Raw genomic sequence first — 23,978 nt, 5'->3', positions numbered from 1 at the left:
CACGCGGGCGTCGCATCATAGCGCCTCGTCCCGGTGACAGGAAAGGGCTCCGCGTTACCGCGAAGCCCCGTGTTTCTGGCAAGCCGAGGCTTACTGGATGTCTTCGGCCTTGAGGTAACCCGAGTCGATGACGAGCGCCTGGTAGTTGGTGGCGTCGACTTCATAGGGGGTCAGCAGGATCGACGGCACGATCTTGACACCATTGTCATAGGTCGTGGTGTCGAGGCCTTCAGGCGTGCCGCCCGAAACCAGCGTGTCGACCAGACCAGCAGTGGTCTTGGCCAGTTCGCGGGTGTCCTTGTAAACGGTCGAGTACTGCTCGCCGGCGACGATGGCCTTCACCGAAGGCGCCTCGGCGTCCTGACCGGTGACGATCGGCCAAGCCTGATCGGCTGCGCCATAACCAACGCCGCGGAGCGACGAGATGATGCCGCGCGACAGGCCATCATAGGGAGCCAGCACGCCATCGACGCGCGAACCGTCCGAGTAGTTAGCCGACAGGATGTTGTCCATGCGGGCCTGAGCCACAGCACCGTCCCAACGCAGCGTACCGACCGTGTCCATGCCCTGCTGGCCGGACTTGATCACCACGTCGCCCGAGTCGATCAGCGGCTGGATCACGCTCATCGCGCCGTCATAGAAGAAGAACGCGTTGTTATCGTCCGGCGAGCCGCCAAACAGCTCAACGTTCCATGGCTTGGTCTCGGGGAAGCGTTCCTTGAGGCCCTTCACCAGCGAATTGGCCTGCAGCACACCGACCTGGAAGTTGTCGAAGGTGGTGTAGAGGTCAACATTGGCGGTTTCGCGGATCAGGCGGTCATAAGCGACAACCTTGATGCCGGCGTCAGCGGCCTGCTGCAGCACGGCCGACAGCGTGGTGCCGTCGATCGAACCGATGACCAGAGCCTTGACGCCCTTGGTGACCATGTTTTCGATCTGGGCGAGCTGGTTCGGGATATCGTCTTCCGCGAACTGCAGATCGACCGAATAGCCCATGCCTTCCAGCGCCGACTTCAGCTCATTGCCGTCCGAGATCCAGCGCAGCGAGGACTGCGTCGGCATGGCAATGCCGATGGCGCCCTTGTCCTGAGCATAGGCTGCAGTGGAAGCGGTCAGCGCCATGGCGCCAACGGCCAGCACAGTGGCAAGCGTCTTGATAATCTTCACGTCTCGACTCCCTTTTGTATTTTCGAGGTCAGAAGTTTTTGGATGGTCGTCAGGGGAGATACCTTGGCGCAGAGCATGCGCCGCGTCGGACTATAGATCGCGCGCGATCCTCAACCCCATGCGGACAATTAAAATACCGTACGAGCACCCCAAGGTGAGCGGCCAGTCTGTCGTGCATGAAGTCCTCCTGCATGGCGGCTGTTGCCGCCCAGGACCCTCCCAAGCCCACGGGCCGGAACCTAGGATAATCAGATACCCTTGTAAAGTCGCTTTCCCACACGGGTTGAATTTTTTCGATTGTCGAATATTAACGATATTGCATGTTTCACGGCAGTTGCAGACAAAGCCCTCTCCCGCTAAATTGACTCTGTCGAACAAGACACCAGCCCCAAACGGATCGCCAAGCGATAGGGGTATGGCGAAGGTATCAGATACCTTGGAGGAATCGTGACGACTTCGGATGGGGCAATTCCCCCCGGCCAGCCTACCGCCGCCAACAGTGTGGCCGACGCTTTGGCGCGCGTTATTCTCGGCGAGATGGCGCCCGGCACCAGCCTGCCCAGCGAGGCCGACCTGGCCAGCCAATATGATGTCAGCCGGCTGACCATCCGCGAGGCGGTGAAGTTGCTGGAGGGGCGCGGCCTGCTCGCCATTGCCCGTGGCCGCAAGGCCGTGGTGCGCGAACCCGACGGCGCCGCCTTCGCTGACTTTCTAACCTCGGTGATCCGCTATGATTCCAAGGGGCTGTTCGACCTGATCGAAGTGCGCCAGTCGCTGGAGGTGCAGTCAGCGACGCTGGCGGCCAAGCGCGCCACCCGCGCCGGCATCGCCGCTATCGAAACCGGCCTGCAAGGCATGCGCGACACGGTCGGCGTGCAGGGCGAGCCGATGACGCATGACATGGAAATGGCGTTTCACACCCACGACGTCGGCTTCCACGAGGCGATGGCGCTGGCCAGCGGCAACCGCGTGCTGGGCTTTTTGTTCGAAGCCATGGCGCAACCGCTGCGCGAAGGCTTTTTCATCAGTCGCCGCGGCCGCGAGCAGCGAGGCCACACCCTGCATGACACCATCGAGGCGCATCAGCGCATTCTCGACTGCATCAAGCAAGGCAATGGCCGGGCCGCCGGCGAGGCCATGCGCTTCCATCTCAAGGACACCGAACGCGACATCCGCGCCGCCCTGACCCAGCTCTCCCGTCGCCCCGGCGCACGCAGCTGACACATAAACGTCTTGCAGCCCGGCGCCGCATGGCCGAATAATCCGCCCGAATTTGGCGGGACGGCTTAATGGCGCAGCGCATGGACACCTCGAGCAATCGCCTGGATGACGCGGCACGCGCCGGCTGGCTGTACTATGTCGCCGGCAATACCCAGGAAGAAATTGCCAGCAAGCTGGGGATTTCGCGCCAGTCGGCGCAGCGCCTGGTGTCGCTCTCGGTCAGCGAGGGGCTGATCAAGGTGCGGCTCGATCACCCGATCGGTCGCTGCATGGATCTGGCCGCCCGGCTCAAAAGCCGTTTCGCGCTGGAGCTGGTGGAAGTGGTGCCGTCCGATCCGAGCAGCGAATCCACCACGATCGGCGTTGCCGAAGCCACCGCCGCCGAGATCGAGCGCTGGCTCAAGCGCGCTGACCCCATCGTCATGGCCATCGGCACCGGCCGCACGCTCAAAGCCGCTGTCGAGCAATTGATGCCGATGGATTGCCCGCACCACAAAGTGGTCTCGCTCACCGGCAATATCGCCCCCGATGGCTCGGCCGCCTATTACAACGTCATCTTCAACGTCGCCGATACGGTGAAGGCCCGCAGCTTTCCCATGCCGCTGCCGGTGATCGCCTCCTCGGCCCGCGAACGCGAGCTGCTGCATGCCCAGCCGATGATTCGCGAAACCCTGGCGCTGGCCGCCAAGGCCGATGTGACCTTTGTCGGCATCGGCGATATCGGCCCCGAGGCGCCGCTCTATGTCGATGGCTTCATCACCGACGCCGAACTCAAGGCCCTGCAAAAGGCTGGTGCCATTGGCGAAATCTGCGGCTGGAGCTTTGACGCCGAGGGCAAGCTGATCGAGGGACTGACCAATGAGCGCGTCGCCTCGGCCCCGATGCCGTCGCGTGAACACTCGCTGGTCGTGGCAATCGCCATGGGCAAGCGAAAATTGCCCGGCATCAAGGCCACGCTTAATCGCCGTCTGGTCAATGGTTTGATCACTGACGAACGCACCGCCCAAGGCCTACTCGACCTCTCTTAATCCACTGAAATCGCTAGAATATCGCGCTTTTCCGGGCCTGTGCTGCTGCACATGCGCCAGTCACCCGGCGCATAGCCCGCTTGACTCTGCCGCATATGTTGTGAGTATTTGCCCATTGCCGGAACAATTGCTCGTTTCGGTTTCTGGGAGGAAAATAATGAAACTGACACCCATTCTCGTGGGCGCGTTCACCCTTGCGCTGGCGGCCTCCGCCTCGGCGCAGACGCTCACCATCGCCACCGTCAACAATGACGACATGATCCGCATGCAGGCCCTGTCGCCCGCTTTCACCGAGGCGACCGGCATCGAACTCAACTGGGTCGTGCTTGAGGAAAACACCCTGCGCCAGAACGTCACCACCGACATCGCCACCAATGGCGGGCAATATGACGTGATGACCATCGGCACCTACGAAGCCCCGATCTGGGCCAAGCAGAACTGGCTGGTGCCGCTCGACGGCCTGAGCGCCGACGCCGATTATGACGTCGACGATCTGCTGCCCGCCATCCGCGATGGCCTCAGCGTCGACGGCAAGCTCTATGCCGCGCCCTTCTATGGCGAAAGCTCGATGGTGATGTATCGCAAGGACCTGATGGAAAAGGCCGGGCTGACCATGCCCGACGCCCCGACCTGGGAATTCATCGGCGAGGCCGCCCGCGCCATGACCGACCGCGCCAATGACATCAACGGCATCTGCCTGCGCGGCAAGGCCGGCTGGGGCGAGAACATGGCCTTCCTCACCGCCATGTCCAACTCCTTCGGCGCGCGCTGGTTCGACGAGAGCTGGGTGCCCCAGTTCAACACGCCCGAGTGGAAGAACACACTCGACACCTATCTGTCGCTGATGGCCGATGCCGGCCCGGCTGGCGCGTCGTCCAACGGCTTCAACGAAAACCTGACTTTGTTCCAGCAGGGCAAATGCGGCATGTGGATCGACGCCACCGTCGCCGCCGGCGCCCTGGTCGGCCCTGACTCTACCGTCGCCGACCAGGTCGGCTTCGCTCTGGCCCCGGATAACGGCCTGGGCAAGCGCGGCAACTGGCTCTGGGCCTGGTCGCTGGCCATCCCGGCCAGTTCGCAGAATGCCGCAGCCGCCGAACAGTTCATCAAATGGGCCACTGACAAAGAGTATCTGGCCACTGTCGCCGCCAAGGATGGCTGGGCCAGCGTGCCCCCGGGCACCCGCACCTCGCTCTATGAGAACCCCGAATATCAGGCCGCCGCACCCTTCGCCAAGATGACGCTGGACTCGATCAATTCGGCCAATCCGAGCGAGCCCACGGTTCAGCCGGTGCCTTATGTCGGCGTGCAATTCGTCGCCATTCCCGAGTTCGCCGGTATCGCCACCAATGTCGGCCAGCTGTTCTCGGCGGCGCTGGCCGGCCAGATGTCGGCTGACGACGCGCTGGCTCAGGCGCAGGATGCCGCCACCCGCGACATGACCCGCGCCGGCTACATCAAGTAGTCTTCTCCCTGAAGACGACGACCCGCCCGGTCAAAGGTCCCCTCTGGAGACCGGGCGGTTTTTAGACGAAGCACGCGGACTGGGCCCTGATCGCCTCTCCCCTGAGGGGAGAGGTCGGCGCGCAGCGCCGGGCGAGGGGTTCAGAGCTGGATGCGACCGCCGTGGGTCAGCACAAGCTCTGAACCCCTCACCCTAGCCCTCTCCCCTCAGGGGCGAGGGGACGACAGACCCACGCTCGGTTTCAATGACGGATCATCTTCATGGCCACCGCACAGACCCGTACCCTCTCCCGCATCATGATGGCGCCGGCCGTTATCGTGCTGCTGATCTGGATGATCGTGCCGCTGGTGATGACCCTGTGGTTCAGCTTCCAGAATTACAGCCTGATCAACCCGATGATGACCGGCTTTGCCGGCTGGGCGAATTATCTCTACGTCATCGGCGATCCCAGCTTCACCCAGACCCTGGTCAATACGCTGATCCTGGTCGGCGGCGTGCTGGCGATCACCGTTATCGGCGGTATCTTTCTCGCCATGCTGCTCGACCAGCCGATCTGGGGTCAGGGCATCCTGCGCATCATCGTCATCTCGCCCTTCTTCGTCATGCCGCCGGTGGCAGCGCTGATCTGGAAAAACGGCTTCATGCATCCCGGCTACGGCATGCTGGGGCATGTGTGGAAATTCTTCGGCCTGCAGCCGGTCGACTGGTTCAACCAGTATCCGCTGTTCTCGGTCATCGTCATCGTCGCCTGGCAATGGCTGCCCTTTGCGACGCTGATACTGCTGACCGCCTTGCAGTCGCTCTCCGAGGAGCAGCGCGAGGCCGCCGAGATGGATGGCGCCAACGCCATCAACCGCTTCTACTATATTATCCTGCCGCATATGGCCCGCTCGATCACCATTGTGATCCTGATCCAGACCATTTTCTTGCTCGGTATTTTCGCAGAAATCCGCGTCACCACCGGCGGCGGTCCCGGCTATGCCTCGACCAATCTGACCTTCCTGGTGTTCCGCACCGGCATCCTCAGTAACGACATCGGCGCCGGCTCGGCCGGTGGTGTCGTCGCCGTCATCATCGCCAACATCGTCGCTATCTTCCTGATGCGCGCGGTGGGCAAGAACCTCGACGCGTAGGAGCGAAAGATGGCCCGTAACGTCCCCGTTCAGACCCGCATCGGCTTTACCCTGCTCGCCTGGGGCATCGCCCTGCTGCTGTTCTCGCCAATCCTGTGGGTGGTGCTGACCGCCTTCAAGACCGAGGCCGAGGCCATCGCCAGCACGCCGACCTTCCTGCCGGAAAATTTCACGCTGGAAAATTTCGCCGCGGTGCAGGATCGCTCGGACTATATCAAGCACGCCACCAATTCGATCCTGGTGTCGGTCGGCTCGACCCTGTTGGGGCTGATCATCGGCATTCCCGCCGCCTGGGCCATGGCCTTTGCGCCGACCAAGCGCACCAAGGACGTGCTGATGTGGATGCTGTCCACCAAGATGATGCCGGCGGTGGGCGTGCTGATCCCGATCTATCTGATCTTCCGCGATCTGCGCCTGCTCGACACCGTGCATGGCCTGACCATCATCATGACGCTGATCAACCTGCCGATCATCATCTGGATGCTCTACACTTATTTCAAGGAAATCCCGGTCGATATCCTGGAAGCCGCACGCATGGATGGGGCCGAATTGTGGAATGAAATCGTCCACGTCCTCGTCCCCATGGCCGTCCCCGGCATCGCCTCGACGCTGCTGCTCAACGTCATCCTGGCCTGGAACGAAGCCTTCTGGACCATCACCCTGACCTCGGGCCGCGCCGGCACGCTGACCGCGTTTATCTCGTCATTCTCGTCTCCACAGGGCCTGTTCCTCGCCAAGCTGTCGGCGGCCTCGCTGCTCGCCATCGCGCCGATCCTGCTCATGGGCTGGTTCAGCCAGAAACAACTCGTCCGCGGCCTCACCTTCGGCGCTGTGAAATAAGGACTGCAACCAATGGGTTCGATCTCCCTCAAAAACGTCAACAAGTCCTTCGGCGAAATCCAGGTGATCCCGGACATCTCGCTCGAGATCAAGGATGGCGAATTCGTAGTGTTCGTCGGGCCGTCCGGCTGCGGCAAGTCCACTTTGCTGCGGCTGATCGCCGGGCTGGAAGACACCACCAGCGGCACCATATTGCTCGATGGCGAGGACATGACCAAGGCACCGCCGGCCCGCAGGGGCCTGGCCATGGTGTTCCAGTCCTATGCGCTTTATCCGCATATGAGCGTGCGCGACAACATCGCTTTCCCGCTCAAAATGGCGAAAGTGCCCAAGGAGATCATCGCGCAAAAGGTCGACTATGCCGCCCGCACGCTCAATCTCTCCTCCTATCTCGACCGCCGTCCGCGCGCCCTGTCCGGCGGCCAGCGCCAGCGCGTTGCCATTGGCCGCGCCATCGTGCGCGAACCCAAGGCGTTTCTGTTCGACGAGCCGCTGAGCAATCTCGACGCTGCTTTACGCGTCAATATGCGGCTCGAAATTACCGAGCTGCACCAGCAGCTCAAGACCACCATGGTCTATGTGACTCATGATCAGGTGGAAGCCATGACCATGGCTGACCGCATCGTGGTGCTCAATGCCGGTAAGGTGGAGCAGTTCGGCTCCCCGCTCGATCTCTATAAAAAGCCCGCCAACCGCTTCGTCGCCGGCTTCATCGGCAGCCCGCGCATGAATTTTGTCGATGGCCCCGAAGCGGCCCGGCACAATGCCCATTCCATCGGCGTGCGCCCCGAGCATTTCAAGCTCGCCACTACCGCCACGCGCGGCGCCTGGAAGGGCAAGGTCGGCGTCGCCGAACAGCTCGGCAGCGACACTTTCCTCCACGTCCACGTCGAGGGCCTCGGCCTGATGACCATCCGCACCGATGGCGACCAGACCTTCAACCATGGCGACGACGTCTATCTGACGCCCGACCCCTCCCGCATCTACCGCTTCGACGCCGACGGACTGGGACTCTAATCCGGGCCGCCGGACCAAGGACTAAACATCATGACCACCAAGCTTTCGGCTCAGGCCCTCCCCTCCCTGAGCACGGCCAGCATCCCTGCCTATCAGCGGAGCGACCTCACGGCGGGGATCGTGCATTTCGGCGTGGGTAATTTCCACCGCGCCCATCAGGCCGTCTATCTCGATGATCTGTTCGCCACCGGCGCCGACCATGACTGGGCACTGATTGGCGCCGGGGTGCGCGACGCCGACGAAGCGATGCGGCAGAAGCTCAAGGCGCAGGATTGGCTGACCACCGTGGTCGAACAGGAAGCCGATACCAGCAGCGCCCGCGTCACCGGCGCGATGATCGATTATCTGCAGCCCGGCGCGACCGAGGCCATCATCGCCACGCTGGCCGATCCCGCCATTCGCATCGTCTCGCTGACCATCACCGAGGGCGGCTATTATATCGACCCGGCCAGCCAGAAATTTGATCCGACCCATACCGATATCGCCTATGACGCGGCCCATGCTGACGCGCCGCGCACGGCGTTTGGGCTGATCCTCGCCGGCCTCATCCGCCGCCGCGACGCTGGCATCCAGCCCTTCACGGTGATGAGCTGTGACAATATTCCGGGCAATGGCCACGTCACCGAAAACGCCGTGGTCGGGCTGGCGCAATTGATCGATCCGATGCTGGCGCAGTGGGTCAAGGCCAATGTCGCCTTCCCCAATGGCATGGTGGATCGCATTACCCCGGCCACCTCGGACCGGGAGAAGACCCTGCTCGCCGAGCAGTTCGGCATTGACGACAACTGGCCGGTGTTCTGCGAGAGCTTCAAGCAATGGGTGCTGGAGGACAATTTCCCTGCCGGCCGTCCGGCGCTGGAAAGGGTCGGCGTGCAGTTCGTCGCCGATGTCGCGCCCTATGAACACATGAAAATCCGTATCCTTAATGGCGGCCACGCCACCATCGCCTATCCGGCCGGGCTGCTGGATATCCATTTCGTGCATGAGGCGATGCAGCATCCGCTGGTGGCGGCGTTCCTCGCCAAGGTGGAGCGCGACGAAATCATCCCGGTGGTGCCGCCGGTGCCCGATACCGATCTCAACGAGTATTTTGCGCTGTGTCAGCGGCGTTTTGCCAATCCGAAAATTGGCGACACCATTCGCCGGCTGGCGCTGGATGGCTCCAATCGGCAGCCCAAATTCATTATTCCCTCGGCTTTGGACCGGGTGACGGCCGGCGAGTCGGTGACCGGGCTGGCTTTGGTGTCGGCGCTGTGGTGCCGCTATTGCTATGGCACGACGGATAGCGGTGCGGTGATCGAGGCCAATGATCCGAGCTGGGCGCGGCTGACCACGCAGGCGAAATTGGCGAAAGACGATCCCAAGGCGTGGCTGGCGATGGGGGATATTTATGGGGCGCTGGCTGGGGAGCCGGCGTTTGTCGCGGCGTTCAGCCATGCGCTGGAGACGTTGTGGGCCATTGGCACCAAGGCGACGCTGGAGCGGTATTTGGCTGACGGGCTTTAATGCCCTGATGTCTCAGTCGACACCCTCCCCCTTGCGGGGAGGGATCAAGGGTGGGGGGGGCGGCTAGCCCGGATATCGGGGCTCCCGTCACCCCCTCCTAGCCTCCCCCTTCAAGGGGGAGGTACAGTCCGGTGGACGTCAAACACCCGCGATGTCACCGCGTTTTTGAGGGCCGCACGGGCTAAGCCCCAGCCATCGTCCTTTATCTGCCCCCGTAGCCAATTCACTCCCCGTCAGCTACCGTCGCCCCAAATCGATTAAAGGGCGCCATAGCGTGACGCAAAGCCTCCTGGTGGCAGTGGATGTGGGGACAGGGAGCGCCCGGGCCGGCGTGCTCACTGCGCATGGCGGCTTGCTCGCCCGCGCCGAGCATCCCATCGACATGAACCGCACCGACGCCAATCATGCCGAGCATGACAGCGAGCAAATCTGGCTCGCGGTCTGCACCGCTGTGCGCGAGGCGATGCGCGAAGCCGGAGCCAATCCGGCCCAGGTGGTCGGCCTCAGTTTTGATGCCACCTGCTCGCTGGTGGTGCGCGACGTAGCAGGTCAACCGGTCACCGTCTCTACCAAGGGCGACGACAATTGGGACACCATTGTCTGGCTCGATCACCGCGCTTTGGCCGAGGCCGAGGAATGCACCGCCACCGGCCATCTGGTGCTCGACTATGCCGGCGGCGTCATGTCGCCGGAGATGGAAGCGCCCAAGCTGATGTGGCTCAAGCGGCGCATGCCCAAAAGCTGGGCCCGCGCCGGGATGATGTTCGATCTGGCCGATTTCCTGTCGTGGAAAGCCACCGGCTCGCTGGCCCGCTCGCAATCCACCCTCACCTGCAAATGGACTTTTCTGGCCCATACCGAAGGCGGCTGGCAGCCCGATTTCCTGGCCCAGATCGGCCTGTCTGATCTGCTCGACAAAGCCGCTTTGCCCGCCAATGCCAGCCCGGTGGGCAGCGATCTCGGTCCGCTGACCGCGCTGGCCGCGAGTGAACTGGGGCTCAGCACGTCCTGCCGGGTCGGCGCCGGCTTGATCGATGCCCATGCCGGCGCGCTCGGCGTGCTCGGCGCCTTTGCCCATGATGTCGGCACCATTGACCACCATCTGGCGCTGATCGCCGGCACCTCGAGCTGCGTCATGGCGCTGTCGGCCGAGGCCCGCCCCACCACAGGGGTCTGGGGCCCGTATTTCGGTGCGGTATTGCCCGGCGTCTGGCTCAATGAGGGCGGCCAATCGGCCACCGGCGCGCTGCTCGATCATTTGATCCGCTGGCATGGCGCGGGCGGCGAGCCTAGCCCGGAGATGCACCGCGCCATTGCACGCCGCATCATGGAACTGCGGCTGCGCGAGGGGCTGTCGCTGGCCGAGCGGCTGCATGTGCTGCCCGATTTCCACGGCAATCGCTCCCCGCTGGGCGATCCGTTTGCGCTCGGCGTCATCTCCGGGCTGACGCTCGACAGCGATTTCGACTCGCTGTGCCGGCTGTATTGGCGCAGCTGCGTCTCCATCGCGCTGGGGGTGCGGCATATCCTCGAAACCCTCAACACCCGCGGCTATGCCATCGACACGCTGCACATCACCGGCGGCCACACCAAGAATGCCGTGCTGATGGAGCTTTATGCCGACGCCACCGGCTGCGCCGTGGTCGAATCCTCGGCCAAGGACGCCACCCTGCTCGGCACCGCCATGGTCGCCGCCACCGCCGCCGGGCTCTATCCCAGCCTCGACGCGGCCTGTGTCGCCATGCAGCAAGGTGGTCGCGAGCGCGCGCCCGACGCCACCGCCCGCGCTCATTTCGACAAGGACTACAAGATTTTCCTCGAAATGCTGCGCCAGCGCCAGGTGATCGACGCCATGGTGTGAGGGCGCCTCCCCTCACCCCGCCTGCCCGAATCCAGCGCCACTACGGAACCAAAGCCGATCCCATCCCGTTCTTTGGGCACGCGCAACATTGCGCATTGGATCGAGGCGGAGGCCGTCATGACCAGCATGGAAATCAGAGCGCTTGAAGACGCAGGGCGCGCGACGCCGGTATGGACCGAAGGCTATGATGGGCAGACCCATTATGGCGCCGTGTTCAAGGCGCTGATCCCTGCCCTGTTCATCCTGGCTACCGCGACGATCCTGATGCTGGCGATCCTCTAGCGATAGCCGGCCAAGCGTCACAAAAACAACAGGAGAGCTACCATGGGTCTCGGTACAATTCTCATCATCGTCCTCATTCTACTGCTGATCGGCGCATTGCCCAGTTGGGGCTATTCGCGCGGTTTCGGCTACTTCCCCTCCGGCATCCTGGGTGTCGTGTTGGTCGTCATCCTCATCCTGGTGTTGATGGGCCGCATCTAGCCACCAGAGCAATTTCCGCCTGACTCTCATCCCGGCCAATAGGCAATTTTCGCCCCTGGCCCGTCAAAACAGGAACGTCAAATATGGCTACCACGTCCGATCTCGCCCCGACCCGCAAGCCCCGCAACAGCCGCGCTTCGAGCAAGGCTCGCGAGGCCCAGCTGGAAGACCAGGTCGCCCAGCTGCAGAGCGATCTGAAATCCATCGGCGCTACGCTGGCCCGGCTCAGCAATGAGAAGGTCAGCGAAGTCCGCGACGCCGCCAAGGGCGAGGCGCGCAATCTGCAGCGCCAGGGCCAGCAGGTCGTCGAAGAGGTGCAGGACCAGGCCAGCGCCATGGAAAAGCAGCTCAAGGACACCATCCGCGAAAAGCCGCTGACCGCCGTGGCCAGTGCCGTCGGCATCGGCTTCCTGCTCGCCGTGCTGATGCGGCACTAGTCGCCATGAACCTGCTCATACCGCTTGCCGGGCTGCTTGGCATTGAGGTCGAATCCATCACCGAGCGGGTTCGGAACGCCGTCATCGTCAATGCGGTGATGATCGTTCTGGGCGTGGCGGGAATTGGCTTCCTGCTGGCCGCAGGGGTGATGGCGCTGGCCGACATCGTGGGCGGCATCTACGCCGCGCTGATCTTTGCGGCCGCCTTCCTGGTGATCACCTTGGCGGTTTATCTCGGCACCCGTGTCGGCGAAAGCCGGCGCCGCCGCGAAGTGGCCACCAAGCGGCGCTCCAGCGAAACCGGCGCCTTCGTCACCACGGCGGCACTGACCGCGCTGCCGGTACTGCTAAAATCGCCCATGCTGCGGACCCTCGGCCTGCCCGCCGCCGCCATTGCCGCCTATCTGCTGCTGCGCGGCGAGCACGACCAGACCGACGACTGAGAGCGGGCCGCCATCGGGGCGGCCCGGCTAATCCTGCTCTTCCGGCAACGGCATCCAGATTTTGGCGGCAACCCCGCCCGGATGGAACTGCAGCGAGACTTCGCTGTCGAGCACCTTGGCGAGGCTCCGCTCGATCAACCGGGCGCCCAGCCCATATTCGTCCGGCTTATCCACCTCCGGGCCGCCGGTTTCGCGCCAATTGAGCGACAGTCCGCGCACCGGCGTCTGCCTGACCTCCCAATCAATATTGACCACGCCCCGATCATCCGACCAGGCGCCATGGCGATGCGCGTTGGTGGTCAGCTCATGCAGGATCAGCCCCAGCCCCAGCGCATGATCGGCCGGCAAGGTGACATCTTCGCCGCGCACCGTGGCCCGGTCGGGATGGCTGCGAAAGCCGGGTCCAAATTGGGAGGCGATCACTTCGTAAAGCTGCACCCCGGACCAGTCCCGATCCGCCAGCAGCACATGCGCATCCGAAATGGTGCGCAGCCGCCCGGAAAAGGCGTCGATGAAATCCTTGGGATTGGGGTTTTGCCGTATGGTCTGGCGCGCCACCGACTGGATCATCGCCAGCGTGTTCTTGACCCGGTGGTTCAGCTCCCGCAGCAGCACCCGGGTGTGTTCGGCGCTCTGCTTGCTGTCGGAAATATCGATGCTGACGCCCATCATCACCAGCGGCTTGCCCTCGGCATCGCGCTGATAGACCCGACCGCGCAGGGTGACCCAACGCCCCGACGCGGCGATCCGCGCCTCGGCGCCATAGTCCTCGCCCTTGCGGAAACTGGCCGTCAGACCCTCCTGCACAGCAGCCCGATCACTGACGTGGATCGCCGCCAGCACATCCTCGACCTGGGTGGCGTCGATCTCGGGCAGGCCAAACATGCGGCGGAACATGTCGTTGCAGGCGACCTCGCCGGTGCGCACATCCCACACCCAGCTGCCGACCTTGCCGGCTTCCAGCGTCAGCGCATGGCGCCATTCTTCCTTGACCAGGGCAGCGGCCATGCGGGCGCGCACCCGCGCTTCGTCCTTGAGCGCAAACAGGCTGGAGGCCAGCCCGGCCAGTCCCACCAGTTGCTCGACCAGCCCGGGATCGGGCGCGGCCTGCGGCGTCGTGCCGATGACGCAGAGCGAGCCCACCTTGTGCCCGCCGACCATCACCGGCGCGCCGGCGTAAAAGCGGATATGGGGCCAGCCGGTCACCAGCGGATTGTCCTGAAAGCGCGGGTCGGCCGCCGCATCGGGCACCACCAGCGCCTCCGCGTCGCCGGGCAGCGCAATGGCATGGGCGCAGAACGAGGTCTCGGTGAGCGCCTCGGTTATGTTGTCCACGCCAAAGCACCCGCTGAACCATTGCCGCTCCTTGTCGAGCAGCGTCACCAGGCCAATCTCAGTCTTGAAAAGATACGCTGCTGTCCGGCTTAACCGCTCGAAATCGGCGTCAGGACGCTCGTCCAGCATATCCAGCGCCGCCAACGCGTTGAGTCGCGTTGGATCAAGCACAACCTTCCGCACGTCGTCCGGAAGGTAGCCCCCCTTGTTTGTCACTTCCAGTCCTGACGCTGCTACAATTGACTAAAAACCTGCCGACCAATTTTTCCTAACGCGAATTTTTGGCTTTGGTTCCAGAAAAATTTCAAGAAATTTGATCGGTGGCGGCGGGCCTGGGCAAAATCACTTTGAGCCCGCCCGGATGCAGCTTGAGCGTCACCGAGCGGTCGAGCTTGATCAGCTCGCCATCGATCACCGCATGCGAGCTGCGCTTGCGCTTGGGGAAATGCAGCGTCACCTCCTCAACCTCGATCTCGGAAACCATCGGACTGTCGCGCCAGCTGCCCACGAACAGATCCACCGCCAGTTTGAGCAGAGCCGCGGTGGACATCGGCGCGGCCACATAGACCCCGAGCACCCCCGCATCGAGCCCATCGGCGTGAATATGGCCATCGCCCAGCGGGTTATTCGAGACGGCGATGCCGCTGACGCGCTGTTTTTCGATCCCCTCATGCGTGCGGATTTCAGCCTCGAACTGCGGCGGATTGATCGCGGCGGCGGCAATCGCCCGCAGGCTGGCCAGCATTTTGCCGATGCGGCTGCGGTAGCTCATATTGTCGCGAATCCGCACTAGCCGGGCATGAATGCCGACGCCGAACTGATGCACGAAGGCCCGGTCATTGGCGGTGGCGATATCGACCGCGCCGATCTCGCCACCCGCCAGCGCTTCGAGGGCCTCGGTCAGCACCAGCGGCACTTTGAGCGCCCGCGCGAACAGGTTCATCGTGCCCACCGGCAGCACCGCCAGCGGCATACCGGTTTCATAGGCGATCCCGGCCGCTGTCGAGATCGTGCCATCGCCACCCCCGGCCAGCACCGCATCCACGCCCTTGGTATTTGCCGCCTGGCGCAGCGTCTTTTCTACTGCACTGCCCGCCACCACACGGCAGTCGAGCTGATGCCCATACCGCGCAAAAATCGCGACGGCGGTGGCGCAGAAGGCATCGAGATCCATCGTGCGCAAGGTCCCGCCATCGCGGTTGAGAACGGCAATGATGTGCAAGTCGGCTCTCCGGTTCGCGTCAGGTCGCGCTGGTCGCCGCAATGTTGTCGATGCCGGGCAGCGGCACGCTCACACATAGTCCGCCTTCGGCCCGTCGCTGATATTGCGGCTGACCGCCGAACTGCGTCGCCAATTGCTTGACGATGACTGAACCCAATCCACCCTCACCGGGTTCCTGATCATCGGCAATTCCGGCGCCGTCATCGACCACGCTCAGCGTCGGCACCCCGGCCTCGTCACGCTTCAGCGTCACCGTGATGGTGCCGTTTCGCCCATTGGGAAAGCCGTGCTTGATGGCGTTGGTCACCAATTCGCCGAGCAATATCCCAACGGTGGTGGCGTCCCGCGCGCCGATGACGATCGGGTCGATATGCCCGACCAGCGTGATGGCCTTGGCATCGCTGGCGGTCGCCGCGATATCTTCGAGCACCGCATCGAGAAAGTCATTGGCGCTGGCGGTTTCCAGATCGTCGCCCAGCCGCAGGCGGCGATGCGCCGAGGCGATGGCATGCACGCGCGAGCGCGCCGCCTCCAGCGCCGCCTTCACCTCACTAGAGGTGCTGCGCATCAATTGCAGGCCCAGCAGCGAGGACACCGTCGCCAGCGAATTGCCGATCCGGTGATTGGTATCCTGCAACAGCGCTTCGACCCGCTGCCGCTCGCGCTCGGCATGGGCGCGCGCCTCTTCCAGCGCCTCGGTGCGGTCCAGCACATGGGCCTCCAGCACTTCATTTTCGCTGAGCAGCAAATCCTGGCTGCGGGCCAGTGCGCTCACCTGCCGCTGCGTGCGCATGAACAGCACATAGGCCAGCAGCACCGCACCGGCCAGAGCGGCAATAATGGCGCCAACCAGCCAGCGCCGCGATTGGTCGATCTGCTGGTTACGCTCCAGCAGGGTCTGGTTTTCCTCGGCGATGAATTGTTCAAGCGTGTTGCGCACGCTGTCCAGCAGCGGCTCGCCCATGCCGGTCTCGATCAGATTGCGCGCCTCGCCGGTGCGCTGGGCTTCGACCAGTTTGATGGTCTCGGCCATTTCGGCCGTTTTGGCGACGATCTCGCTGGCGATGCTCTTCACCCGCCTTGCCTGGCGCGCATTGTCGCTGGTCATGGCGGTCAGCGACAGCAATTGCGCGTCGACGGATTCGGCCGCGCGCCGGAACGGGATGAGATAATTCTCGTCGCCGGTCAGCAGATAACCGCGCTGGCCGCTTTCGGCCTCGCTCAGGGCGATGGTGAGTTCACGCGCCTGATTGCGCACTTCATTGGTATGCAGCACATCGCCGATCTGGCGATTAATGCCCTGCACCAGCACCAGCGCCGCCACGGCCGCCAGCATGACCAGCGCCAGCGAAACCACCACGGCCAGACGCTGGGCGACACGACGTTTCAACGCCGCTCGCCGCTCTTGGCTGCTCAGTCCGCTCGCCGTATCCATCATGACTGCTATCCGCCCGACGCTAGCCGCCGCTTGCAGCTCCGACCCCAGCCTTTCCAGGTGACCCAGGCCGATGGCGGATTTGAGGCCACATCCCGCCTCATGGCAAGGGCGCTCGCGCCATTAGCATGACGCAGAACCTGTTAACGGCAGCGGCGAGCGCTCTGAGAGCACTCGCCGACACCGCGCTTAAAATGTGTGATTGGTCGTGGTCACCTGCGCAGATACCGCATCAGGACCATAATCGGCTTCGCCGCTGATCTTGAGGATATCCTGCAACCGCGTCCGGGCCCGGCTGACCCGGCTCTTCATCGTGCCGACGGCACAGGAGCAGATTTCGGCGGCCTCTTCATAGGAGAAACCGGAAGCGCCGATGAGGATCACCGCCTCGCGCTGGTCATCGGGGAGCTGCGACAGCGCCTTCTTGAAGTCCTGCAGATCCATCGAGCCATATTGCGAGGGATGCACCGACAGTCGCTCGGTAAACGCACCATCGCTGTCCTGCACTTCGCGGCCACGCTTGCGCATCTGGCTGTAGAACTCATTGCGCAGGATGGTGAACAGCCACGCCTTGATATTGGTGCCCATCTCGAAGCTGGTCTGCTTGGCCCAGGCCTTCATCACCGTGTCCTGCACCAGGTCATCGGCCTTGTCATGCTTGCCGGTCAGCGACACGGCAAACGCCCGCAGGCTCGGCAAAGTGGCAAGCATCTCGCGCTTGAACGTCGTCGGTTCAGCGGTCATGCCGTCACTCCCCGTCACGAGGGGCGGTCTTGCCATCACGAGGGGCAGCCTTGGCTTTCTGCGACTGCTCGGCATTGTCGAGCTTCTCCAGCAGGTCGAGCAATTGCTCGGGAACGCCCTCATCCTGCACAGCCCCGTAAAGTGCGCGCAGCCGTGCGCCGATATCCGTATTCGGACCCAGCCCATCATCTGCCCGCCCCGCCTGCGTCCGCATACGTTGCTGGGTCACCAGTTTGTCCTTAATCATGCAATGTTTAGACCGTCAGATATGTTGTTGAATTTTCCCACACTTGGCGAGCACAATGCGTCGTTGCAAAAAAAGTTCCTTATTGCCGGAACTTTCTTTGCGGAAGTCACGTTGTCCGATCTCGTGCCTCAAGCGTCACTGGGAGTTCACTTTATGACTTTGTCCACGCGGATTGCTCCGCATCTGCCGTATCTGCGGCGGTTTTCGCGCGCAGTTACTGGATCGCAGACCTCCGGCGATGCCTATGTCGCTGCGACGTTGGAAGCTCTCATCGCCGACATCTCGCTATTCCCCGAAGCGTCCAATGATCGGATCGCGCTCTACAAGCTGTTTTCGGCGCTGTTCTCGAACTCATCTGTGAAGGTGCCGCAGCCGACCTCCAGCTATGTCTGGGAGCAGCGCGCCGCCACCAATCTGGGCAGTCTGTCGGCCCGCCCGCGCCAGGCCTTCCTGCTGGTCGCCGTCGAAGGCTTCACCCACAGCCAGGCCGCCGAAATCCTCTCGGTTGCCGATAGCGACTTTGGCGCCCTGCTCGACGAAGCCTCGGTCGAGATTTCCCGCCAGGTGGCGACCGAAATCATGATCATCGAGGATGAGCCGCTGATCGCCATGGATATCGAGCAGTTGGTGGAGAGCCTCGGCCACAAGGTGGTGAGCGTTGCCCGCACCCACAAGGAAGCGGTCAATCTGTTCGCCCAGACCCATCCGCGCATGATCCTCGCCGATATCCAGCTCGCCGATGGCAGCTCGGGCATCGATGCGGTCAACGATATTCTCAACCATCACTCGGTGCCGGTGATCTTCATCACCGCCTTCCCCGAACGCCTGCTGACCGGCGAACGCCCCGAGCCGACCTTCCTCGTCACCAAGCCGTTCAACCCCGAAATGGTGAAGGCGCTGATCAGCCAGGCGCTGTTTTTCGATGAGGGATCGCGCGCCGCCGCGTGATCGGCTTGTGCTTGGAGAACACCATGCCCGATGCCAGCCTGGTCATTGGTTTGCTGGGAGGAGTCTGATCCAAGCGCTCTGGCTCCAGCCAAATTCTGCTCCGGCTTCGCCATCGGCGGAGCCGGCGTTGACTCTCGACCTGCCCCACTCCCCGAGTGTCTTGTGATGGCCGCTCCATCCTCAGCGCGACAGCTGCAAACCCGGTTGACCGCCTTGTCGGCCGGGCTGCGCCAGCGCGACGTGGGCATCCTGCATCTGGACGATGAGCGGCGTTTTGACCTGGTCGAGAACCCGCCGCCCAGCTGGCCGAAATATGATTTCATCGGCAAGCGCGCCGCCGAAGTGTTGCCGCCCGACATTGCCGCCGAACTGACCGCTGCCGCCGAGCGCAGCCGGGCCAGCGGTGCCGAGCAAAGCGTCAATTTCGACATGGGCACCGGCCTGCGCCGGCGCTATTTCGAGGCGCGCCTGCTGCCCGATGACAACGGCGTCACCATCATCGTCACTGACATGACCAATGAGCGCAGCCGTGACCTCGCCGTCGCCTCGCTGTTGCGCGAGGTCAGTCATCGCTCCAAGAACCTGCTGGCCATCGTGCAGTCGGTGGCGATGCAAACCGCCCATCACAGCGACGACATTCAGGATTTTCTCGACAAATTCCGGGGCCGGCTGCACGCGCTGTCCAGCACCCAGGATCTGGTGACGGAAAGCGACTGGCGCGGAACCTATCTGCGCTCGCTGGTGTCCTCCCAGCTCAGCCGCGTCGGCTCGGCGGCACTGATCAATGTTAGGGTGACCGGGGCCGATCCCCTGCTCGGGCCCAACGCGTCACTGCATATCGGGTTGGCCATCCACGAGCTGGGCGCCAATGCGGTGATGCATGGCGCGCTGGCCGACGGCAAGGAAGGGCATATCTGGATCGACGCCCGCGTGGTCGAGCATGCCGACCGGCCGAGCGAACTGGTCATCGAATGGCAGGAAACCGGCATTGATACCGAGCGGATCCGGAACGAGCCCCGCTTCGGCACGCTGGTGCTGGAGCGTATCGTGCCGCTCTCGGTTGGTGGCAGCGCCGAATTTCATATCGCGCCTGACGGCGTCCACTACCGCCTCGTCGTGCCCGCCGATCAGTTCGAAAGCTGAGCCGGGAAGATCGTGTCGATCCGACCCGTCCAGTGATACACCGCCAACCCGATCCACTCTTTCATGGCGATAGTGGTGGTGTTCAGATTATGCACCGGATTGGCGACGTCAAAGCCGAAGCTCTCCTGCCCGGTGCCGCGATAGTCCGTCGGCCACGGCACGACCTCGACGCCAACGCGTCGGAACAGTCCCACCGAACGCGGCATATGGAAGGCCGAGGTCACCAGCAGGATGGTGCCGCCGCTATGGCCGAGCAAAGCTGCGGTGAGGTCGGCATTCTCGTCGGTATTGCGCGCCTGATCTTCCAGCACCAGCCGTTCCGGCGCCACACCCAGCGCCAGCAGCAACCGTTCGGCCGTCGCCGCTTCGGCCTCGCCGCCAGGCTCTAGCACACCGGCGCCGCCGGAAAATACCACCCGCGCCTGCGGGTAGCGCCGCGCCAGAATGGCCGCCTCGACCAGCCGGTCGCCGCCCTCATTGAGTTCGGCAATGCCGCGCACGGTGCTGACCCGCGCCAGGGTGGAGCCGCCCAGCACCACGATGGCATCGACCTGGGTCGGCGCCACCGCCGGCCGGACAAAGCGCGCCTCCAATGGTGCGATCAGCAGGAATCCCAAGGAGGTGAAGCCGCAGAGCACTATCAGCATCAGGCCAACCCCGCTCGCCGCCATCCCCCAGCGGCGGCGTCCGAAGCCTGCCAGCACGATCCCGGCCAGAACCAGCAGCGCAATGATGCTAAGCGGCTGAGCCGCAACCCAGAAAATCTTCGAAAGCAGGTAAAACATGGCCCCTCCGCCCGGCGCGACCGGGGCCGACAGCGGTGTGCCGCCAGCATTTCCGCTTGCTATCTCGTCCGCTTTTGCTTTTCTAGTGTCCGGTCAAGATTGCCAGCCTCAAAAAAGGCAATCGCCGGTTGGGAAGGCGCCTGTTTCGGCAGGCTTTTGGGTGAATATGGCGCAAGCTGCCGCCGCGGCCATCGCGGAAACATGGCCTGTCGTGTCGATCCGCGACCTGCACAAATCATTCGGCGCGCTCGAAGTGCTCAAGGGCATTTCCTTCTCGGCCCGCGAAGGCGAGGTGGTCTCGCTGATCGGCTCGTCCGGTTCCGGAAAATCCACCCTGCTACGCTGCATCAACATGCTCGAAGTGCCCGATAGCGGCAATGTCGCCATCGATGGCGAAGAGATCAAGCTGCGCGGCACCGGGCAGCATCGCCACATCGCCGACGAAAACCAGATCCGCCGCATCCGCTCCGAACTGGGCATGGTGTTCCAGAGCTTCAACCTGTGGGCCCATCTGACCATTCTCGAAAACGTCATGGAAGCGCCGCTGATCGTACAGCGCCGCGCTCGTGGCGAGGTCGAAGAGGAAGCGCTGGCCATGTTGGCCAAGGTCGGCATCCGCGAAAAGGCCGACGCCTATCCCAACCAGTTGTCCGGCGGCCAGCAGCAGCGCGCCGCCATTGCCCGCGCCCTCTGCATCAATCCACGCGTCATGCTGTTCGACGAGCCGACTTCGGCGCTCGATCCTGAGCTGGAAGTGGAAGTGCTGCGCGTCATCAAGGTGCTGGCCGATGAAGGCCGCACCATGATCCTGGTCACCCATGACATGGAATTCGCCCGCTCGGTCAGCGATCGGGTGATCTTCCTGCATCAGGGGCTCATCGAGGAGGAAGGCACGCCTGAAGAGGTGTTCGGCGCCACCAAATCGAGCCGCCTCAAGCAATTCCTCAACGCCGCCAACCACGCTTAGACGGCGTTGACGACAAAGCCCGGGCAACGGGCAAACCAAGAACAACAAGACGACCCAATGGAGAGAACACAGATGAAGAAGCTCATCATCGCGGCAGCGGCCATCCTGGCCCTTGGCTCCGCGGCCCAGGCGCAGGAAACCGTGCGCATCGCCACCGAGGGCGCCTATGCCCCGTGGAACTTCCTCAACGACGCCGGCGAGCCGGCCGGCTACGAAATCGACCTCGGCAACGCCATCTGCGCCCAAGCTGAGCTGACCTGCGAGTTCATCATCAACGATTGGGACTCGATCATCCCCAACCTGCTCGCCGGCAACTACGACGTGATCATGGCCGGCATGTCCATCACCGATGAGCGCCGCGAATCCATCGACTTCACCCAGAACTATTTCCCGCCCGATCCGTCGCGTTTTGCTGCGGCAGCCGGCGCTTCGCTCGATTTCGCCGCCCTGTCGGGCGTGCGCATCGGCGTGCAGAGCGGCACCATCCAGGCCGCCTATGCCGAACAGAACCTGGCCGATGGCAACACCATCGTCTCGTTCAGCACCGCCGATCAGGCCATGGCTGACCTGGCCGCCGGCAATCTCGACACCATCCTGGCCGACGGCGCCTATCTCGAGCCCGTGGTTGCGGCCTCCGGCGGTGGCCTCGAAATGGTTGGCGAGGAAATCATGATCGGTGACGGCGTTGGCCCCGGCTTCCGCAAGGACGAGGCCGAGCTCAAGGGTAAGTTTGACGACGCGCTAACCGCCCTCAAGAAGGATGGCACCGTCGACAAGCTGATCGCCCAGTGGTTCGACGGCCACGGCCCCTATTTCGCTGAGTAAACCCAACAAGTGCGGTCTTCCCTCTCCCCTGGTGGGAGAGGGTGGATCGGCCGCAGGCCGAGACGGGTGAGGGGGTTGCCTCCACAAATGGTGACGCCTCTGACATCCCTGCCCCCTCATCCGGCGCTGCGCGCCACCTTCTCCCAGCAGGGGAGAAGGAAAACCGGTGCCTACCAACCATGAGCGACGACCTCGCCTTCTGGCTGAGCTACTTCACCAACGGCAAGCATCTCACCTGGTATGCGAGCTTCCAGTTCACCATTTTTGCTGCCGTGTTCGGCGGCACGCTGGCCGTTGTCTTCGGACTGATCGGCGCGACGCTCAAGAATTCCCGCTATTTGCCGCTGCGGCTGATCGGCTCGACCTATTCCTCGATCGTGCGCGGCGTGCCCGACGTGCTGTTCTTCCTGTTCTTCCCGCTGGCCTTCGAGCAGGCGGTGGAATGGTTCATGGCCAGCCAGGCCTGCACGCCCGACATGCTGGCGGCCCAATCCGCCGCCTGGCCGCCCTGCAAGGAAGCCAACTGGTTCCTGGGGACGCCGGAATATCTCATCCTGGCCTCGGTTTCGCTCGGGCTGGTCTATGGCGCCTTTGCCACCAATGTCATTCACGGCGCACTGCGCTCGGTGCCGCATGGGCAGCTTGAAGCCGCGCGCGCCTATGGCATGAGCGCCCGCCAATTGCTGTGGCGCGTGCATATCCGCCAGATGTGGGTCTATGCCCTGCCCGGCCTGTCCAATGTGTGGATGCTGATCGTCAAGGCAACCTCGCTGCTGTCGCTGCTGCAGATCGCCGATATCGTGCTGTGGGCTGACCGGCTCGGTGCGCCCAATTTCCTGCCGGCGGTGGGAATGGTGCATGAGGACTGGCGCTGGCGCTATTATCTGGTGCTGTTCGTCTTCTATATCCTCGTCACCCTGCTGTCGGAAAAAGGCTTCGAGGCGCTGATGCGCCGGGCCGGGCGCGGCATTCTGAGCGAGGCCCGCTCATGACCCGCTTCCTTGAAGAAATCGCCCTGTTCGCGCCGGCCGTGGTGTTCAACATCTATTTCGCCGCCGCCTCGATCCCGATCGGCTTCGTCTTCGCGGTCTTTTTGGCGCTGGGCAAAGCCTCGCCCAATCCGCTGATTTCCCGACTGAGCCGCGGCTATATCTACGCCTTCCGTGGCTCGCCGCTCTTCATCCAGTTCTTCATGGTCTATTCGCTGGCGCTGTCCTTCAATGTCAGCGTGTGGAAGCCGATGGGCATGTCCTGGTTCATCCTGCACCCGCTGTTTATCGGCCCGCTGGTGCTGGTGCTCAACACTGCCGCCTATACCGCTGAAATCTTCTATGGCGCGTTGCGCGCCGTGCCCCGCGGCGAGGTCGAAGCGGCGCGGGCCTATGGCATGAGCCGGGCCCAGCAGTTCCGGCAGGTGATCTGGCCCAATCTGATCCGCCTCGCCTGGCCGGCCTATACCAATGAGGTGGTGTTCCTGTTCCACGCCACCGCCATCGTCTATTTCGCCCTGCCGGTGATCGGCCAACAGAAGGACCTGATGATCACCGCCAAGGAAATGTTCGAGCGCGACTATAATGCCTTCCTGCATTTCTCTGTCGCGGCGCTGTATTTCCTCGCTGTATCGCTGGTGGTGTTCTTCCTGTTCGGGTTGATCTATCGCCGGCTGATGCGCCACATGCCGGCCGCGCCCGGCCTGCGCTTCGCGCCCAAATGGCTGCGCTAAAGG

The 23,978-nt window shown here is 63.3% G+C and carries 25 protein-coding genes; 18 read left to right on the top strand and 7 right to left on the bottom strand.

Annotated features, from left to right (window positions below; translation table 11 throughout):
- Positions 1–90 precede the first annotated feature (90 nt).
- Positions 91–1,167: a multiple monosaccharide ABC transporter substrate-binding protein gene (chvE, locus tag ACX3OW_RS11635; protein ID WP_459095927.1), complete on the bottom strand. Its 1,077-nt coding sequence runs from the start codon at positions 1,165–1,167 to the stop codon at positions 91–93.
- Positions 1,168–1,614: 447 nt separating this feature from the next.
- Here chvE and ACX3OW_RS11630 point away from each other — a divergent pair, with 447 nt between their 5' ends.
- From ACX3OW_RS11630 to ACX3OW_RS11575, 12 genes are all read left to right on the top strand, one after another.
- A complete protein-coding gene (locus ACX3OW_RS11630; protein WP_459095926.1) occupies positions 1,615–2,388 on the top strand; it encodes a FadR/GntR family transcriptional regulator in 774 nt (257 codons plus the stop codon).
- 68 nt (positions 2,389–2,456) lie between these two features.
- Positions 2,457–3,416 (top strand): sugar-binding transcriptional regulator, encoded by a 960-nt coding sequence (locus ACX3OW_RS11625; RefSeq protein ID WP_459095925.1) that lies wholly within the window; start codon positions 2,457–2,459, stop codon positions 3,414–3,416.
- Between the two features lie 157 nt (positions 3,417–3,573).
- On the top strand, positions 3,574–4,881 hold the full coding sequence (locus tag ACX3OW_RS11620; protein ID WP_459095924.1) for an ABC transporter substrate-binding protein: 1,308 nt from the start codon (positions 3,574–3,576) through the stop codon (positions 4,879–4,881).
- Between the two features lie 260 nt (positions 4,882–5,141).
- Entirely contained in the window at positions 5,142–6,014 is an 873-nt protein-coding gene (locus ACX3OW_RS11615; protein ID WP_459095923.1) for a carbohydrate ABC transporter permease, read from the top strand.
- Positions 6,015–6,023: 9 nt separating this feature from the next.
- Complete coding sequence (locus ACX3OW_RS11610; RefSeq protein WP_459095922.1) at positions 6,024–6,854, top strand: carbohydrate ABC transporter permease; 831 nt, start codon at positions 6,024–6,026, stop codon at positions 6,852–6,854.
- Positions 6,855–6,866: 12 nt separating this feature from the next.
- The gene (locus ACX3OW_RS11605) at positions 6,867–7,871 is read left to right on the top strand and encodes an ABC transporter ATP-binding protein (RefSeq protein ID WP_459095921.1); all 1,005 of its coding nucleotides are present in this window, start codon (positions 6,867–6,869) and stop codon (positions 7,869–7,871) included.
- A 30-nt stretch (positions 7,872–7,901) separates the two neighbouring features.
- On the top strand, positions 7,902–9,377 hold the full coding sequence (locus ACX3OW_RS11600; protein ID WP_459095920.1) for a mannitol dehydrogenase family protein: 1,476 nt from the start codon (positions 7,902–7,904) through the stop codon (positions 9,375–9,377).
- Positions 9,378–9,651: 274 nt separating this feature from the next.
- Complete coding sequence (locus ACX3OW_RS11595) at positions 9,652–11,238, top strand: FGGY-family carbohydrate kinase (RefSeq protein ID WP_459095919.1); 1,587 nt, start codon at positions 9,652–9,654, stop codon at positions 11,236–11,238.
- A 117-nt stretch (positions 11,239–11,355) separates the two neighbouring features.
- A complete protein-coding gene (locus tag ACX3OW_RS11590; protein ID WP_459095918.1) occupies positions 11,356–11,520 on the top strand; it encodes a hypothetical protein in 165 nt (54 codons plus the stop codon).
- A gap of 42 nt (positions 11,521–11,562) precedes the next feature.
- Positions 11,563–11,721 (top strand): DUF3309 family protein, encoded by a 159-nt coding sequence (locus tag ACX3OW_RS11585; protein ID WP_459095917.1) that lies wholly within the window; start codon positions 11,563–11,565, stop codon positions 11,719–11,721.
- 83 nt (positions 11,722–11,804) lie between these two features.
- Positions 11,805–12,158, top strand: a complete 354-nt coding sequence (locus ACX3OW_RS11580; protein ID WP_459095916.1) for a DUF883 family protein — start codon at positions 11,805–11,807, stop codon at positions 12,156–12,158.
- Between the two features lie 5 nt (positions 12,159–12,163).
- Positions 12,164–12,601 carry a hypothetical protein gene (locus ACX3OW_RS11575; protein ID WP_459095915.1) on the top strand — a complete coding sequence of 146 codons (438 nt, stop codon included), beginning with the start codon at positions 12,164–12,166 and terminating at the stop codon, positions 12,599–12,601.
- Positions 12,602–12,628: 27 nt separating this feature from the next.
- Here ACX3OW_RS11575 and ACX3OW_RS11570 read toward each other — a convergent pair whose 3' ends face one another.
- From ACX3OW_RS11570 to ACX3OW_RS11550, 5 genes are all read right to left on the bottom strand, one after another.
- A complete protein-coding gene (locus ACX3OW_RS11570) occupies positions 12,629–14,107 on the bottom strand; it encodes a sensor histidine kinase (RefSeq protein WP_459095914.1) in 1,479 nt (492 codons plus the stop codon).
- A gap of 133 nt (positions 14,108–14,240) precedes the next feature.
- The gene (locus ACX3OW_RS11565; RefSeq protein ID WP_459095913.1) at positions 14,241–15,158 is read right to left on the bottom strand and encodes a diacylglycerol/lipid kinase family protein; all 918 of its coding nucleotides are present in this window, start codon (positions 15,156–15,158) and stop codon (positions 14,241–14,243) included.
- Positions 15,159–15,177: 19 nt separating this feature from the next.
- On the bottom strand, positions 15,178–16,596 hold the full coding sequence (locus tag ACX3OW_RS11560; protein ID WP_459095912.1) for a sensor histidine kinase: 1,419 nt from the start codon (positions 16,594–16,596) through the stop codon (positions 15,178–15,180).
- A gap of 186 nt (positions 16,597–16,782) precedes the next feature.
- A complete protein-coding gene (locus tag ACX3OW_RS11555; protein ID WP_459095911.1) occupies positions 16,783–17,337 on the bottom strand; it encodes an RNA polymerase sigma factor in 555 nt (184 codons plus the stop codon).
- A gap of 4 nt (positions 17,338–17,341) precedes the next feature.
- Positions 17,342–17,566: a NepR family anti-sigma factor gene (locus ACX3OW_RS11550; RefSeq protein ID WP_459095910.1), complete on the bottom strand. Its 225-nt coding sequence runs from the start codon at positions 17,564–17,566 to the stop codon at positions 17,342–17,344.
- A 171-nt stretch (positions 17,567–17,737) separates the two neighbouring features.
- On the opposite strand from ACX3OW_RS11550, the gene ACX3OW_RS11545 reads away from it, so the two are divergent.
- Together ACX3OW_RS11545 and ACX3OW_RS11540 are read left to right on the top strand one after the other, a co-directional pair.
- On the top strand, positions 17,738–18,532 hold the full coding sequence (locus ACX3OW_RS11545) for a response regulator (protein WP_459095909.1): 795 nt from the start codon (positions 17,738–17,740) through the stop codon (positions 18,530–18,532).
- A gap of 204 nt (positions 18,533–18,736) precedes the next feature.
- On the top strand, positions 18,737–19,675 hold the full coding sequence (locus tag ACX3OW_RS11540; protein ID WP_459095908.1) for a sensor histidine kinase: 939 nt from the start codon (positions 18,737–18,739) through the stop codon (positions 19,673–19,675).
- Here ACX3OW_RS11540 and ACX3OW_RS11535 read toward each other — a convergent pair.
- Positions 19,660–20,460, bottom strand: coding sequence for a YdcF family protein (locus ACX3OW_RS11535; protein WP_459095907.1), 801 nt, complete (start codon positions 20,458–20,460; stop codon positions 19,660–19,662). The genes ACX3OW_RS11540 and ACX3OW_RS11535 overlap by 16 nt on opposite strands.
- Before the next feature lie 166 nt (positions 20,461–20,626).
- Between ACX3OW_RS11535 and ACX3OW_RS11530 the strand changes: the two genes are divergently transcribed.
- The 4 genes from ACX3OW_RS11530 (at position 20,627) to ACX3OW_RS11515 (ending at position 23,975) form a co-directional block, all read left to right on the top strand.
- A complete protein-coding gene (locus ACX3OW_RS11530; RefSeq protein WP_459096103.1) occupies positions 20,627–21,427 on the top strand; it encodes an ABC transporter ATP-binding protein in 801 nt (266 codons plus the stop codon).
- Between the two features lie 72 nt (positions 21,428–21,499).
- A complete protein-coding gene (locus tag ACX3OW_RS11525) occupies positions 21,500–22,252 on the top strand; it encodes a transporter substrate-binding domain-containing protein (RefSeq protein WP_459095906.1) in 753 nt (250 codons plus the stop codon).
- A 179-nt stretch (positions 22,253–22,431) separates the two neighbouring features.
- Complete coding sequence (locus ACX3OW_RS11520) at positions 22,432–23,244, top strand: ABC transporter permease subunit (protein ID WP_459095905.1); 813 nt, start codon at positions 22,432–22,434, stop codon at positions 23,242–23,244.
- Positions 23,241–23,975, top strand: coding sequence for an ABC transporter permease (locus ACX3OW_RS11515; protein ID WP_459095904.1), 735 nt, complete (start codon positions 23,241–23,243; stop codon positions 23,973–23,975). The genes ACX3OW_RS11520 and ACX3OW_RS11515 overlap by 4 nt, the downstream gene beginning before the upstream one ends.
- The last annotated feature ends 3 nt before the right edge of the window (positions 23,976–23,978 follow it).

Source organism: Devosia sp. A449, from assembly GCF_054489375.1.
The sequence above is the reverse complement of the archived record's forward strand: the minus strand, read 5'-3'. Positions and strand labels throughout refer to the sequence as shown.